Source organism: Paenibacillus sp. lzh-N1, assembly GCF_002872435.1.
GTDB lineage: Bacteria > Bacillota > Bacilli > Paenibacillales > Paenibacillaceae > Paenibacillus > Paenibacillus polymyxa_C.
On the sequence record NZ_CP025696.1, the window covers coordinates 3,864,724 to 3,878,817 of the forward strand.

The 14,094-nt window shown below is 44.9% G+C and carries 10 protein-coding genes and 1 other annotated feature; of the genes, 7 read left to right on the plus strand and 3 right to left on the minus strand.

What is annotated here, in order from left to right; all coding sequences use genetic code 11:
• The first annotated feature begins 32 nt into the window (after window positions 1-32).
• From ytxJ to C0638_RS17430, 3 genes are all read left to right on the plus strand, one after another.
• Complete coding sequence (ytxJ, locus tag C0638_RS17420) at window positions 33-374, plus strand: bacillithiol system redox-active protein YtxJ (protein ID WP_014600036.1); 342 nt, start codon at window positions 33-35, stop codon at window positions 372-374.
• A gap of 107 nt (window positions 375-481) precedes the next feature.
• Window positions 482-1,489, plus strand: a complete 1,008-nt coding sequence (gene ccpA, locus C0638_RS17425; protein WP_013371881.1) for a catabolite control protein A — start codon at window positions 482-484, stop codon at window positions 1,487-1,489.
• A gap of 113 nt (window positions 1,490-1,602) precedes the next feature.
• Entirely contained in the window at window positions 1,603-2,301 is a 699-nt protein-coding gene (locus C0638_RS17430) for a 5'-methylthioadenosine/adenosylhomocysteine nucleosidase (protein WP_058710390.1), read from the plus strand.
• A 13-nt stretch (window positions 2,302-2,314) separates the two neighbouring features.
• Here the strand turns inward: C0638_RS17430 and C0638_RS17435 are convergent, their stop codons facing one another.
• Window positions 2,315-2,947 (minus strand): GNAT family N-acetyltransferase, encoded by a 633-nt coding sequence (locus tag C0638_RS17435; RefSeq protein ID WP_058710389.1) that lies wholly within the window; start codon window positions 2,945-2,947, stop codon window positions 2,315-2,317.
• 246 nt (window positions 2,948-3,193) lie between these two features.
• Between C0638_RS17435 and acsA the strand changes: the two genes are divergently transcribed.
• On the plus strand, window positions 3,194-4,909 hold the full coding sequence (acsA, locus tag C0638_RS17440) for an acetate--CoA ligase (RefSeq protein WP_102163666.1): 1,716 nt from the start codon (window positions 3,194-3,196) through the stop codon (window positions 4,907-4,909).
• Window positions 4,910-5,032: 123 nt separating this feature from the next.
• On the opposite strand, the gene C0638_RS17445 is transcribed toward acsA, so the two are convergent.
• The gene (locus C0638_RS17445) at window positions 5,033-8,056 is read right to left on the minus strand and encodes a transglycosylase domain-containing protein (protein WP_102163669.1); all 3,024 of its coding nucleotides are present in this window, start codon (window positions 8,054-8,056) and stop codon (window positions 5,033-5,035) included.
• Between the two features lie 135 nt (window positions 8,057-8,191).
• Window positions 8,192-8,458 (plus strand) — a binding site (T-box leader).
• Between the two features lie 65 nt (window positions 8,459-8,523).
• Here C0638_RS17445 and tyrS point away from each other — a divergent pair.
• Window positions 8,524-9,777: a tyrosine--tRNA ligase gene (tyrS, locus tag C0638_RS17450; RefSeq protein WP_040103399.1), complete on the plus strand. Its 1,254-nt coding sequence runs from the start codon at window positions 8,524-8,526 to the stop codon at window positions 9,775-9,777.
• 196 nt (window positions 9,778-9,973) lie between these two features.
• Entirely contained in the window at window positions 9,974-10,840 is an 867-nt protein-coding gene (locus C0638_RS17455) for an AraC family transcriptional regulator (protein WP_058710387.1), read from the plus strand.
• 76 nt (window positions 10,841-10,916) lie between these two features.
• On the opposite strand, the gene rpsD is transcribed toward C0638_RS17455, so the two are convergent.
• Window positions 10,917-11,516 (minus strand): 30S ribosomal protein S4, encoded by a 600-nt coding sequence (rpsD, locus tag C0638_RS17460; RefSeq protein WP_013371873.1) that lies wholly within the window; start codon window positions 11,514-11,516, stop codon window positions 10,917-10,919.
• Between the two features lie 435 nt (window positions 11,517-11,951).
• On the opposite strand from rpsD, the gene C0638_RS17465 reads away from it, so the two are divergent.
• Window positions 11,952-13,937 (plus strand): sensor domain-containing diguanylate cyclase, encoded by a 1,986-nt coding sequence (locus tag C0638_RS17465; protein ID WP_058710386.1) that lies wholly within the window; start codon window positions 11,952-11,954, stop codon window positions 13,935-13,937.
• Window positions 13,938-14,094 lie beyond the last annotated feature (157 nt).

Sequence of the window (14,094 nt, forward strand, 5' to 3'; positions counted from 1 at the left end):
TACGACAAGACACAGAAAGGAATGTATATCCAATGGCGACGATGACGAAAATGACTACTATTCAACAATTAAATACGGCTCTGGAAGCGTCATCAGACAAACCGTTACTCCTCTTTAAGCACAGCACACGTTGTCCGATAAGTGCAGGCGCATACCAGGAAGTGGAGTCTTATTTGGAAGGTGCTCCCGACGAAAATATTGAATACGGTATCATTTATGTAGTAGAAGATCGGCCGGTGTCCAATGCGGCTTCGGACAAGCTTCAGGTGAAACATGAATCGCCGCAAGCCATTTTAGTCAAGGACGGGGAGGCTGTCTGGCATACATCCCATTCGAATATTACAGCCCGTGCGCTCCACGATCATCTCACATAGATAGAATGAGTGCTGTCGTTGCATAAAGTAGTATTTTGTCGTATCATGGTTCTAATTAGTTGATCTAGGATTCGGTTGAAAATTTATTGGCAATGGAGAGAAGGAATGTGACGGTAACGATCTATGATGTAGCTCGCGAAGCTGGGGTCTCAATGGCGACAGTGTCCCGCGTAGTTAACAATAATCCTAATGTAAAACCTCAAACTCGCAAGAAGGTGTACGAAGCGATTGAACAATTGGGATATCGCCCAAATGCGGTAGCTAGAGGTCTGGCCAGCAAGAAGACAACGACTGTTGGCGTTGTTATTCCGGATATATCGAACTCAATTTTTGCAGAAATTGCGCGCGGTATTGAGGATATTGCAAATATGTATCACTATAACATCATTTTATGTAATGCCGACAAACGGAAAGAAAAAGAGATCCGTGTTATCAATACGTTACTTGAAAAGCAAGTCGACGGGCTTCTGTTCATGGGCGGCACAGTAACGGACGAGCATATTCAAGCGTTCCACACAGCTGCTGTCCCTATTGTTCTATGTGCAACGAGTGATGAAAAAGGTAGCTATCCTTCGGTCGATATTGACCATGAAGCCGCTGCTTTCGATGCGGTTAACACATTGATCCGCCATGGACACCGTCAAATCGCAATGATCAGTGGTACGCTTCAAGACCCTGCAAATGGTTATGCACGTTTCCAAGGTTACAAGAGAGCATTGGAAACAGCCGGAATTGATTATCAGGAAGATCTCGTGCGAATCGGGAATTACCGCTATGAATCCGGTGTTGAAGCCATGAAATACTTCCTCGGTCTGAAGAAGAAACCAAGTGCTATTTTTGCCGCTACAGATGAAATGGCAATTGGTGCGATTCATAGCATTCAGGATGAGGGATTGAAAGTACCTGATGATTTTTCGGTCATCAGTGTTGACAATATTCGCATGGCCTCCATGGTTCGTCCTCAGCTGACAACCGTCGCACAACCAATGTACGATTTGGGTGCGGTAGCAATGCGTTTGCTAACCAAGCTGATGAAGAAGGAAAACGTGGAGAACTCTCGCGTTATTTTGCCGCACGAAACTATTTTACGGTTATCAGTTAATTATTTAGACTAGCGACAGTGCTGAATAGGATATACCTTCGATGAAAGCTCCTTTGACGGAGCTTTTTTCGTAGATACATATTCTCTTGTGAAATCATCATCAAACTAAGAAACGAGGGATGCGTTATGAGCCGACTTTATGGATTAATGGGTGCTATGGATGAAGAAATTGAATTGCTGCTCTCGGCGATGACGGAAGCAAGCAAGACGACCAAGGCGGGAATCACATACACTACAGGAATGATTCACGGGCAAAGGGTGGTTGTCTGCAAGTCCGGTGTGGGCAAAGTCAATGCTGCGGTAACAACACAAATCCTGATTGATCATTTTGGCGTAGAACAAATTATATTCACGGGAGTGGCAGGGGCGGTACACCCGGATTTAAACATTGGGGATATTGTCATTTCATCAACATGTATGCAGCATGACATGGATGTAACGCCTTTGGGTTATGCCAGAGGGGTCATTCCTTATCAGGACACCTCAGAGTTCGCGGCCGATCCCGAACTTGTCCGCCTGGCTGAACAAGCCTGCGAATCGTTTGGAGATCGATATATTGTCGGAAAAGTACTTTCCGGCGATCAATTTGTCGCAAGCCGTGAGATAGTAACAGCATTGCATCAAGAAATGGACGGTGCTTGTACCGAGATGGAAGGCGCCGCAGTGGCTCAGACAGCTCATATGAATGCTGTGCCTTATGTTGTCCTACGATCTATGTCAGATAAGGCTGATGGATCGGCTCACGTGAATTATGCTGAGTTTACAGTGGAAGCTTCACATCGTTCACACCGTATTGTGGAGTTCATGCTCAAGCATTTGGATTAAGGGTGTAATTTTTTCAATACATGAATCTTCGGACAAACCGGATGCGGTCAAACTGTTCTCGTGATTCGAGGGGCACATCATCTCCCATTCGTACCATCAGACAGTTCGCAGGATGTGAGCATATTTCAGGATCATCCGTGGCGTACCATATCATATTTACGGTTTTCATTAGGCGTTCCATCATGCGGCGGTATTCCCATACGGAAAGACCGCTGCCTTTTAAATCCCAGTGCCAGTAATATTCGGTTGTAAAAATAATATAGGATTCGAGCTGTCCGTCTTCAAAGGCAATCCGAATCATTCGGCTACCTAGGCCCAATCCGCGATAGTCATCGGCTACCTCGACAGCTCCGAGTTCCAGTAAATTCTTCATGCCAGCTTCCGACCAGCGTTCCATCTCATCAGGATAGTGAAAAGTAACGTATCCCAGAAGGGTTTCTCCGTCATGGGCAATGATAATTCTGCCTTCTGGCAGTTCTGAAATTTCCACCAGCGCCTCGAATTGCTCCTTTGGTTTACGAAAGGCGTCCAATTGCGTATGCATTTGAAATGAACGCAATCGATCAGCGGATACCGGTCCTTCTACATAGATGGTTTGTCCGTTGTGATCCAGCGTGTCCAAGTGGTACAATTTTAAATGCTGCATGGGTGCGACCTCCTTGTTTGCCATCAGTAGCTCTTCATATCCCCTACTTATAACAAAAAAACAAATAAATGAAAAGGATGGTCGTCACATCCTTACCTATGATATACTGATTTAGACACGAATTGTTCACAATTAAGTGCTTTAAATCAAACCACAAATCAAAAGAAATCATTTGCACTATTAACTTTGTAAGCGCTATTTTGTTCTGTGTAATTCTCATTATTCTATTGTGAGGAGGCTGAACGCATGAAGATTGAAGAACTCCAGGCTGTAGTTCCCACATCCAACATGGGCTCTTATGAACAAGCTTACAACAACTTTCAGTGGGAAGATGTAGAACGTCATTTTACGTGGTATGAAACAGGCAAAGTGAATATGGCACATGAAGCGATTGATCGACATGTAGAGGAAGGTCGGGGTGATAAAGCAGCACTTTTGTATTGTGATGCAAACCGTCATGAAACCTACACCTTTTCTCAGCTTCGTGCCAGCTCGAACAGGTTCGGAAATGTGCTGCGCAAATACGGTATTGGTAAAGGGGAACGGGTGTTTATATTCATGCCGCGTTCACCTGAACTGGTCATTAGTATGCTTGGGGTTTTAAAGGTAGGCGCTGTTGTCGGTCCACTGTTTGAGGCGTTTATGGAAACGGCGGTTAAAGATCGCTTGGAGGATAGCGGGGCGGTGGCATTAGTAACCACACCTGCGCTTCTTTCACGGGTAAAACGTGAGGAGCTTCCTGAGTTGCGTCATATTTTTGTGATCGGTGATATGGACGAACGGGAGCAGGGAATTATTGATTTCGAAACGGAAATGCTCACATCCTCAGAAGAGCTTGAGCCCGAATGGCTGAGTCGTGAAGATGGATTAATTATTCACTATACATCAGGCTCAACGGGCAAGCCCAAAGGCGTGTATCATGTACAAAATGCAATGATTCAGCATTACTATACGGGTAAAATGGTGCTGGATCTGCGGGAAGATGATGTATATTGGTGTACTGCGGACCCTGGCTGGGTTACGGGAACGTCATATGGCATTTTTGCTCCTTGGCTAAATGGAGCAACAAATGTCATCCGTGGAGGCCGTTTCAGCCCAGAGGACTGGTACCGTACGATTGAACGTCACGAAGTGACTATTTGGTATAGTGCTCCTACGGCGTTTCGGATGTTGATGAGCGCAGGGGAGCAGGTAGTTTCCAACTATGATCTCAGCAGCTTGCGGCATGTATTATCCGTTGGGGAGCCGCTGAATCCCGAGGTAGTGAGATGGGGGTGGCAAGTATACACACAGCGTATTCATGATACTTGGTGGATGACGGAAACAGGAGGCCAGTTGATCTGTAATTACCCAGAGCTGCCGATTAAGCCAGGTTCGATGGGAAAGCCACTTCCAGGTATTCAAGCTGCTATTTTGGACGACAGAGGCCAGGTGTTGCCTCCTAATAGGATGGGACATTTGGCGATTCGTACACCATGGCCATCCATGATGAACCGTATATGGAACAACCCAAATAAGTTTCAGGAATATTTCCGCTTTCCCGGTTGGTATGTATCCGGTGATTCAGCTTATATGGATGAGGACGGATATTTCTGGTTTCAGGGAAGAATTGATGATGTTATCAACTCCTCCGGAGAGCGCATCGGACCTTTTGAGGTGGAGAGCAAGCTTCTGGAGCATCCTGCTGTAGCGGAAGCTGGAGTCATTGGGAAACCAGATACTGTTCGAGGAGAGATCATTAAAGCATTTGTCGCCCTGCGTGATGGCTATACCGCGTCGGAAGCGTTACAACAGGACATTTACCGCTTCGTCAAGGAAGGGCTGTCTGCTCATGCTGCTCCGCGTGAAATTGAATTTAAGGAAAAGTTACCCAAAACCCGTTCCGGTAAAATTATGAGACGTGTGCTGAAAGCCTGGGAGCTTAACCTTCCTACAGGTGACCTGTCTACCATTGAGGATTGAATTGATGCATGTTTGCACTAAAAAGGGAGTCTCCATAGCCATTATAGCTATGAAGACTCCCTTTTTTATTAGGGTGAACTCATTCATCTCACCCAAAATATTGCTTCTTGTTTTTGTCTTGAACTATGGACGAACGGCTCCAGAAGGAGCCGATTCCCCCATGGTATTCATGGAAGTAACACGGAACCAGCCTTTGGGCTTGCGGCCTGGTTTATACTCAAAGTTGGTGTTTGCGGTAGAGCCTATGTTTTTAAAAGGCTCCGCACCGCTTTCACTGTAATATACGTTATAGCCTGTTATAGCGTCCGCAGGCTTTCCTGCACTCCATTGGAGCACTACGGACGTGCCTGCCGCTTTAGCTTGGGGCTGTTCAGGAGCAGTAGGAACTTCTGTAGGCTGCGCACCTGTTTCATCTCTCTCGCCCGGAATATCTGGTGACTCAGAATCTGCAGGTGGCACTACAGGCACTGTACTTGCTTTGGTACTTGGCCCAGATTCATGTCCTCCCACATCAACGGCAGTCACATAGTAACTTGCACTGCCTCCACCAGGGCTGTCAGAGAATACCTTGGAGCCATCAGCCATGACAACCTTGCCAAGCCGCTCGAAGCTGCCTCCATCTGTAGAACGATATAGACGGTAACCTACAACATCACTGTTTCCGCTTGGGCTAAAGCTAATTATGGCCTTGCCGTCACTATAGCTTACGCTGACGCTAGATGGAGCGTTAGGAGCTGCCCCATCGTCCCTGCGTGGATCAATCTGAGTAGGAGCTTCTTTATCTGCATCTTGAGGCAGATAGTAGGACAACGAATTGTGCCGTCTCATCACTGTAAAGGCTTGCTGAAGCTCTTTAATCAATTCTGAGATTGGCTTTTCCCGTTTTCTAACGGTCCGTTCATACAACATATCATCTGGCGTACCATCACGTGGAATGTAATTTACACCCTGATAGGTAATATATTTCGCACGGGTAACGCCATTTTCACTGTTTTTGGGTAAATATTTACTGTTATAAATGTCTGAACCATAAGCGGATGCTGTCCGGCTTACAATACCGTCAGGTCTCTTGAAACTATCCGTTTGGAATAACTGAGAATCCTTAGCCGTTACTTCATTCATGATTAGAGCCCATAGACGACGAGCCCGCTCTTTTTGTGCTTTCGTTTCAAGCTTATTGACAGGTTGCTTGTAACCAACCCACACTCCCAGCGTGACGTCAGGTGTAAAACCCTCGAACCACACATCGGTGTAGGATTGCGTAGTGCCTGTCTTACCGGCAATCGGAATCTTGCCGGATTGATTAAAGTTACGTCTCACCAGTCTGCCTGTGCCTTCCGATACGGCTGTACGTAACATATCCGTCATCAAGTAGGCGGTTTGTGGTGTGAAGGCTTGCACAGGATTAGGCTGATGCTTGTATACAATATTGCCTTGCGAATCCACGATCTTTTCGATCATATAGGCATCATTAAACACACCGCCATTTGGGATGGCTCCATATGCATTGGTGAGCTCCTCAACGGTTACCCCGTGGGCCAAGCCGCCGAGTACACCAGTTTGGGCGTTGTTATCGCTTGGTTCCAAGGTGGTGATACCCAGTTTTTTAGCAAAAGCCCAAGCCTTATTGATCCCTACCTTTTCGTTAAACAGCTTGAGTGCTATCGTATTTAGCGATTGATTCAGTGCATAACGCGCTGTGACTAATCCTTGGTAGCGGTTGTTGGAATTTTTCGGGATGTGATATCCATTACTGCCATCTTTCAAAATAATAGGAGCATCGTCCACAATCGTGCCAGGCTGTACGAGACCGCTGTCCAAAGCAGGCAGATAAGCAGCAATCGGTTTCATGGCTGAACCCGGCTGGCGTACCATCTGGGTAGCATAGTTCATTTGCTCTTTTTGGAAGTCCCGACCTTCCATCATGCCGAGAATGGCACCGGTTTTATGCTGAATCAGAATGGCTGCCGCTTGCTCGTCACCCTTGGTTTTACTAGTAGCAGAGAAGTTGTCCTTATTTTCTGCAATTTGACGCATAGATTTGTACACGCTCTTATCAATGGTGGTATATACCATATAGCCGCCTGTGCGAAGCTGCTGTTCGGCTTCTTTGAGCAAGTCGTTATCATCCTTGGTTTTGGTATCTGCACTGGCATTAGCCGCTTGACTCGGATTGGTGACAGACATGAGTGCCTGCGCAGCTTGCCGCTCTGTTTCCATCATAAGATATGGATAGGTGTTATAAGCCTTAACAGTGCGTGGTGCGAGAGATTTTTTGATATCAAAAGCCATCGCTTCATCATATTGTGCTTTATTGATTTTGTTCTCCTCCAGCATTCGGCTGAGCACCAGGTGCTGGCGGTTGATCGCTCTTTTAAAACCAGCTTCATTAAATTCGCCTTTACCGTTGTAAGCAGAATAAGAAGAAGGGAGTTGTGGCAAACCTGCCAGATAGGCAGCTTGGGCTACATTAAGCTTGCCCAAATCATTCTCATTAAAAATACCTTTGGCCGCTGCTTTAATACCAAAGACGTTGTAACCGCTTGATCCGTTACCAAAGGGTACCTTATTGAGATAGGCTGTAATTATTTGCTGCTTGCTCAGGAAGCGCTCCAGGCGCAGAGATAGTAAAATTTCTTTGACCTTGCGGTCATCCGTACGATCAAGATTTAAAAAGACACGACGTGCAAGCTGCTGGGTAAGAGTACTCCCTCCAGTTTGTACGGATTCATGTAGTGCCTTTTGCTTCACAGCACGCAGCGTTCCCGACAAATCGACACCTTTATGCTCGTAAAAATGGTTATCTTCAATGGCAATGACTGCGTCAATGACGAGCTGAGGAATCTCCTTAAATGTAACAGGTCTTCGATCTTCCTCGGTCCGAAGCTGCCCGATGGGAGAGCCATCATTGAAATAAGCGAAGCCTGTAATTGCATTTTTATCTACTTCCTGTAGAATCGTAGATCTGGAACGCACGGGCTCGTTTTTTACAATAGAAGCAATATAGCCGGCGGCGGTTCCTCCTGCGAATAGTGCTCCCATAAAACCGATGATGACGACCCACTTTATGACACGGCCGAGCCTTCGCATGGTTCTCCGTAAGCGGGAAGGCTTTGGCTCTGATACATTGTTTTTTTCTTCAACCATTAAGTCTTCCTCCTTTATAACAGCCATTATTATAGCATAAAATTACAAAATGAACCCATATGCTAAAAAGCCTGTCTTTTGGTGTCGTTGACTACATAAAAACAGTGTGTTATAAATAGGTCAAAGTAAATATCGTGAAAAGCAGAGAAAGACTTCAGTAGAAGGCGGAATCACGTTGTGCAGAGAGCCGATGGGTGGTGTGAATCGGTAGCGTCCCTCCTTTGAATTACCGTCTGGAGCTGTCTGGATGAATGGAAGGCTTTTGCAGGTTTGCGAAGCTCACCATAGTAATCCGGTACCGGGTGTAGACCCGTTATAGGAATGAAGTGAAAGAAACGTTTGTTTTTGCATACGTTTCTTTAATTAGGGTGGTAACGCGAGCAGCTCCTTCTCGTCCCTTGGGATGAAAGGGGCTTTTTGGTTTGTTTAAATAGTAATTTTTGGATGAAAAATAGGAGGGATTCAGGATGAAGTGGGAAGAATTGAAGCCTGAGCAACAGGCAGAGGTAGAACGACAACTAGAAGTGATACGTCGTGGAGTAGCGGAAATTGTACCTGAAGATGAGCTGAAGCGTAAGGTTATTAAATCGGTTGTTAGCGGCGAGCCACTCAAAATTAAGCTGGGTTTGGATCCGTCTGCGCCCGACATTCACATCGGACATACGGTTGTTATGCACAAACTGCGCCAGTTTCAGGAATTAGGGCACCAAGTGCAACTGATTATCGGAGATTTTACAGGCAGAATTGGTGATCCGACAGGTAAATCGGAGACCCGCAAGCAACTGACTGAGGAAGATGTACAGCGCAATGCACAAACATACAAGGAACAAATCTTTAAGATTCTCGATCCTGAAAAGACAAAGGTATACTACAATTCCGAATGGTTAGGACCGATGTCTTTTGCGGATGTGGTAACCCTGTCTGCCAAAGTAACGGTTGCCCGTATGTTGGAGCGGGATGATTTTACAAAAAGATACCAAAACGGCTTGCCGATCAGCATCCATGAGTTCTTTTACCCGCTGATGCAGGGCATGGACTCCGTGGCTCTCCAAAGCGATATAGAATTGGGAGGGACAGATCAAAAGTTTAATCTGCTGATGGGCAGAACCCTGCAAAAAGAATACGGAGTGGAGCCGCAGGCAACTATTACATTACCACTGCTTGAGGGTCTTGATGGCGTTCAGAAGATGAGCAAAAGTTTGGGGAACTACATTGGTGTGGATGAGGAGCCAAACGAAATTTACGGTAAATCGATGTCCGTTCCTGACGAGCTGATGCTGAAATATTTTGAGCTTGCAACGGATATTACCAATGAGGAGCTGGCAGAGCTGGCGAAAGGTATTAAGGAAGGTTCAGTGCATCCACGTGATGCCAAAATGAAACTGGCCGGAACATTAGTCCGCATGTACCACGGTGAAGAGGCGGCGGAAGCGGCCAAGCAGCATTTTGTGACCGTATTCCAACAACGTGCGCTTCCTGACGATATTGAAGAATTCACTTTGACAGCTGATCAGTTAGAAGAAGGCGGCATTCGTGTGATCCAGTTGCTGACTCATCTAGGCTTTGCAGCATCTAACGGTGAGGCCAAGCGTAGTATTCAGCAGGGTTCAGTCAAAATTAATGAAGAGAAGTGGACTGATGTGAACGAAGCATACAAGCCGCAAGAAGGCGACATTGTACAGGTAGGTAAACGGAAATTTGCTAAAATCAAGCTCGGATAATTAAAATACATTCACTAGCAGCGTTGAGATTGATTTTACATCTCAGTGCTGCTTTTTTTATTTCTGCCAAATGAAAAGCCGTGGTAAACTTAGCACAAATAATCAAACAAGTAGGTAAAGAGTTTTACATAATGAATACGTGGGTTGCCCAATGTGGGCGTAGGCTACATAAATAACAAGTGCGGGGAAGGATTATATGGACTACTTTAAACGAATTCAGTGTGCGATTGAGTTTATTGAATTGAATCTCCGGGAAGATTTAAAAATTGCCGAGGTTGCTTCACAGGCATACTTTTCAGCTTTTCATTTCCAGCGGGTTTTTCAGGCCATTTCGGGTTTTACAGTGCAACAATATATAAGAAGGAGAAGATTGTCCGAGGCGGCTAAACGGCTAAAGCAATCCAATCAAAAGGTATTGGACATTGCTATTGAGTATCAGTACAACTCGCAAGAAGCTTTTACTCGCGCATTTGAAAAAAGTTTTGGGATCACCCCTGGGAAATATCGTAACTGTGATATTGAGCTTTCTGGTCAAAGCAAAATCAATTTTCTGGATTACCAAAAAAACGCAACGGAGGAATTAGAGGTGAACAAGCCTGTGATATTGCAACTCGAAACGACCAAAATTGTAGGATATGAATATAAAACAAATCTGAATAATGAGCAGCACTATAAAGAAATCCCAGGATTTTATGAACACTTTGGCGCACATGAATATTTTATGTGTATTCCGAATAAAATCGCTCCGGGAATGTCATATGGGATTGCCTGTCGATTTGAAGATAACGGTGCATTTTCATTTCTGGTGGGTGAGGAAGTTGAAAAAGAGTCAAAAGAACTGGCAGAGGGTTTCATATATATGGAGATTCCAGCAGGCAAGTATGCTGAGTTTGACGCTTCAGGTTCAAAAGGACGAGTTCAGAATATACGAGACTTTATCTACGGCACATGGCTTCCTAATTCTAATTTTGAACGGAGGGAGGGGCCTGATTTTGAAATTACGGACGTGATGAATTCCTATCCTGATCATTTGAATATGAAAGTGTACATCCCCATTGAATAAAAATCTCAGGCTTAAATGTGGGGAATATAAAAAGCACCCGAATGAATTCGGGTGCTTTTTGGTGCTAATGCAAGGATTAGCGGTTGTAGAACTCGACGATTTGTTTTTCATCGATATCTTGGGACAATTCAGCACGCTCAGGCAAACGAATGTATTTACCTTCCAGAGCTGCGTCATTGTACTCCAGGTAAGCTACCAAGTGGTTACGGTTTTCCAAAGCTTCTTTGATGGAAGACAGGGAACGACTTCTTTCACGAAGACCGATCACGTCGCCAGGGCTTACTTGGTAAGAAGCGATGTCAACTTTTTTGCCGTTCACAGTAACGTGACCATGAGCTACCAATTGACGTGCGCCTGCACGGGAATTAGCAAAGCCAAGACGGAATACAAGGTTGTCCAGGCGGCTTTCCAGCAAGAACATAAAGTTTTCACCAGCGATACCGTGCATGTGTTGAGCTTTGTTGAACAGGGTACGGAATTGTTTTTCACCCAAACCGTACATGTGGCGCAGCTTTTGTTTTTCTTGAAGCTGCATACCGTAGTTACTGATTTTTCTCCGTTGGTTTGCACCATGTTGTCCCGGAGGGAAAGGGCGTTTCAATTCTTTACCTGTGCCGCTCAGGGAAATACCGAGACGACGGCTCAATTTAAATTTAGGACCAGTGTAACGTGCCATTATAGAGTTAACTCCTTCATAATTAAAATTTGAGTTGGGGCTCTCTTTGCGCTCCAATTTGTTCGGCGCTACCTAGAAGGTGAGACGCACTACTGACAGAAAAGTTCAGCCGCTGTCCTGTCAGCAACAAATAAGATGAGGGTGACACAAACTGTTACGCCCAAAATTTAAGATCCGCACAGTAGATAGTTCTGCCGTACAGTCTTTTTCAATAATATATATTATATGTTATAGTGGGTCAATGTCAAGTAGAGAAAAAGAATGAAAACGTCAAAATTTGTCGATAGGGCTTAAGAACTAAAAAGGTGGGACGAATTTCTGAAAAATGGATGCAAATTTCTAAAGTTGAGAGTAAAATAGATCATATTATGAGCTATAGTGGTGTATAGCCGCTGTCTTGGTACAGCTAATTTTGCTGTGAAGGAGCGCCTTAATATGTCGGAATTTTCAACAACGGATCAGCAAACGCTTGACAGTAAAACAGTGCAGGCTAGCGGTGCTCCGCTGTTTGATGATAAAGGATATACGTCTTTTGCCTGGCTCCAGAACATGGATATGACACCCTATGATTACCCCTATATTAATCAACTTCTCGTCCAAGGATATCGGAATTGGTTACAGCAGAGCAATGGTATATCCTGGATCAGTGAAGAGTATACTGCTGTCTTTAATTTTACAGGTGTTCGGGTTGCTGGTAGGGAAGAGGATGATGACGAGGATTTAGAGTTGGTCGAGCGTTGTTGCATATCTAGAGAGATGGAAGTGAGCCAGCGTAAACTTCGAGATGGGAGCCTTGCATTTGTATACATGGTTCCCATACTATGCCGCAATTACAAGAGAGAGCCTTTCGCCGCTCTTCGTTTTACACGGCCTGCTCAACATTTTGTCTCGAATCAGGACGCATTGTTAGTGGCTTCTTTGCATTTTAGATCCTGCTTTTACTCGAAGTTTGAGTATATATTTATGGAAGATATCCTAGGGATGCAGAATCGGAGTGAACGTGAAGGCAGACGCCGCTCTATTTTATTTCAGATTGTAAAACGGATGCATGACAAGATTGATGTGGAAGGCGTGCTGGATGAAGTATTTGGAAGTATCGCCTATTTGTTTCCCCATGTGGATATCACGTTGTATATGAGTCAGGATCGGCACAGTCGAAATCCTCAGGTCAAGCCTTTGTTGCTACATGAACGGGACGAGGATGTATGTGTCCGTGCATTTATGAAAGGGCAAATGGCTGTGAATGAGCCTGCCGGTCCACAAGATGAAATAACTGAAATCGGTATCCCGTTACGTGGCAAGCAGGGCGTATATGGTGTTTTCCATATGATTCTTCCGGCAGGTGCGGATAGTATGGAAAAAGTGGACGTAGAGCTGATTGCGATGATGGCAGATACAGCTGGCACCGCATTTGAAAATGCGAAGCTGCTGGAGCAATCGAATGTACTTATCCATGAATTACGGCTCATTAATGAGTTGGTTCAGCGTTTGAATCAGAGCCTGAAATTAAATGAAATATTTGAGTTTGCCGTGCAGGAATTATTAAAAATGTTCATGGCCGACTTTTGTTGTATTGTGCAGCTGGATCAGGATGGAAGTTGCTTTAGGGTGATGTCAAGCAATGTGGAAAGTTTAAAGCTGGAGAGTTACCCTCGTGAAGGTGGATTTGCTGGACTGATATGCAAAACAGGAGAACCCGTGATTGTGTCTGACTATAGAAAGGATGGGAAGATATCCTCTCGGTTTATGGATACGACGGACTCTCAGTCTTTGATGGCTGTGCCTATGAAGAACAGGGGGACTCCTAGAGGGGTTATATTATTGTCGAGCAAGCTTCCACATTTTTTTTCTTACGATAATTACAAGATGCTGCAAATGCTAGCTCCTCATATCGGACTGGCCGTAACCAATGCTATGCTACATGCCGAGGTGCGGCGTCTGGCTAATATGGACATGTTAACAGGTTTATATGTACGTCATTATGTAGACCGAATTATTCAGGAACATCAGGAAAAGGATTTCTGTGGCTCTCTTATTTTGGTTGATATTGATCAATTCAAGCAGGTGAATGATACGTATGGGCACCAGACGGGTGACGAAATTCTGAAAAGCGTTAGCAATATTGTTCGCTCGGCGACTCGTGATGAGGATGTATGTGCCAGATGGGGCGGAGAGGAGCTTGCCATTTATTTGCCGCAGTTGGGGGTTCAACAGGCACTGGGATATGCAGAAAAAATACGTAGCTGTGTACAGCATGAAACTAATCCTCAGGTGACTGTTTCTTGCGGGATTGCCGAATGGAACTGGCTGGACGAGCAAATCAGCATCGAATCTTTATTTTATAGGGCTGATATGGCCTTGTATGAAGCGAAAAATGAAGGACGTAATCGTATAGTTATTGATCATGTAGGCGATATGTAGAGAATATTCCTTAGGGAATGTTCTCTTTTTGTTTTGCATAACCGATTGTAGACAGGTAATCCTAAGCATAGCTATAACCTGGATGTTCTGAAACAGAATTTTTATCATGATTTATAGTCATGTTTAGGATAGGACGGATGATGGTATGCATTGGAGA

Bases quoted from the DNA above. Each gene is read 5' to 3' on its own strand.
- ytxJ (WP_014600036.1), top strand. From the start codon at position 33: ATGGCGACGATGACGAAAATGACTACTATTCAACAATTAAATACGGCT.
- C0638_RS17430 (WP_058710390.1), top strand. From the start codon at position 1,603: ATGAGCCGACTTTATGGATTAATGGGTGCTATGGATGAAGAAATTGAA.
- C0638_RS17435 (WP_058710389.1), bottom strand. From the start codon at position 2,947: ATGCAGCATTTAAAATTGTACCACTTGGACACGCTGGATCACAACGGA.
- acsA (WP_102163666.1), top strand. From the start codon at position 3,194: ATGAAGATTGAAGAACTCCAGGCTGTAGTTCCCACATCCAACATGGGC.
- C0638_RS17445 (WP_102163669.1), bottom strand. From the start codon at position 8,056: ATGGTTGAAGAAAAAAACAATGTATCAGAGCCAAAGCCTTCCCGCTTA.
- tyrS (WP_040103399.1), top strand. From the start codon at position 8,524: ATGAAGTGGGAAGAATTGAAGCCTGAGCAACAGGCAGAGGTAGAACGA.
- C0638_RS17455 (WP_058710387.1), top strand. From the start codon at position 9,974: ATGGACTACTTTAAACGAATTCAGTGTGCGATTGAGTTTATTGAATTG.
- rpsD (WP_013371873.1), bottom strand. From the start codon at position 11,516: ATGGCACGTTACACTGGTCCTAAATTTAAATTGAGCCGTCGTCTCGGT.
- C0638_RS17465 (WP_058710386.1), top strand. From the start codon at position 11,952: ATGTCGGAATTTTCAACAACGGATCAGCAAACGCTTGACAGTAAAACA.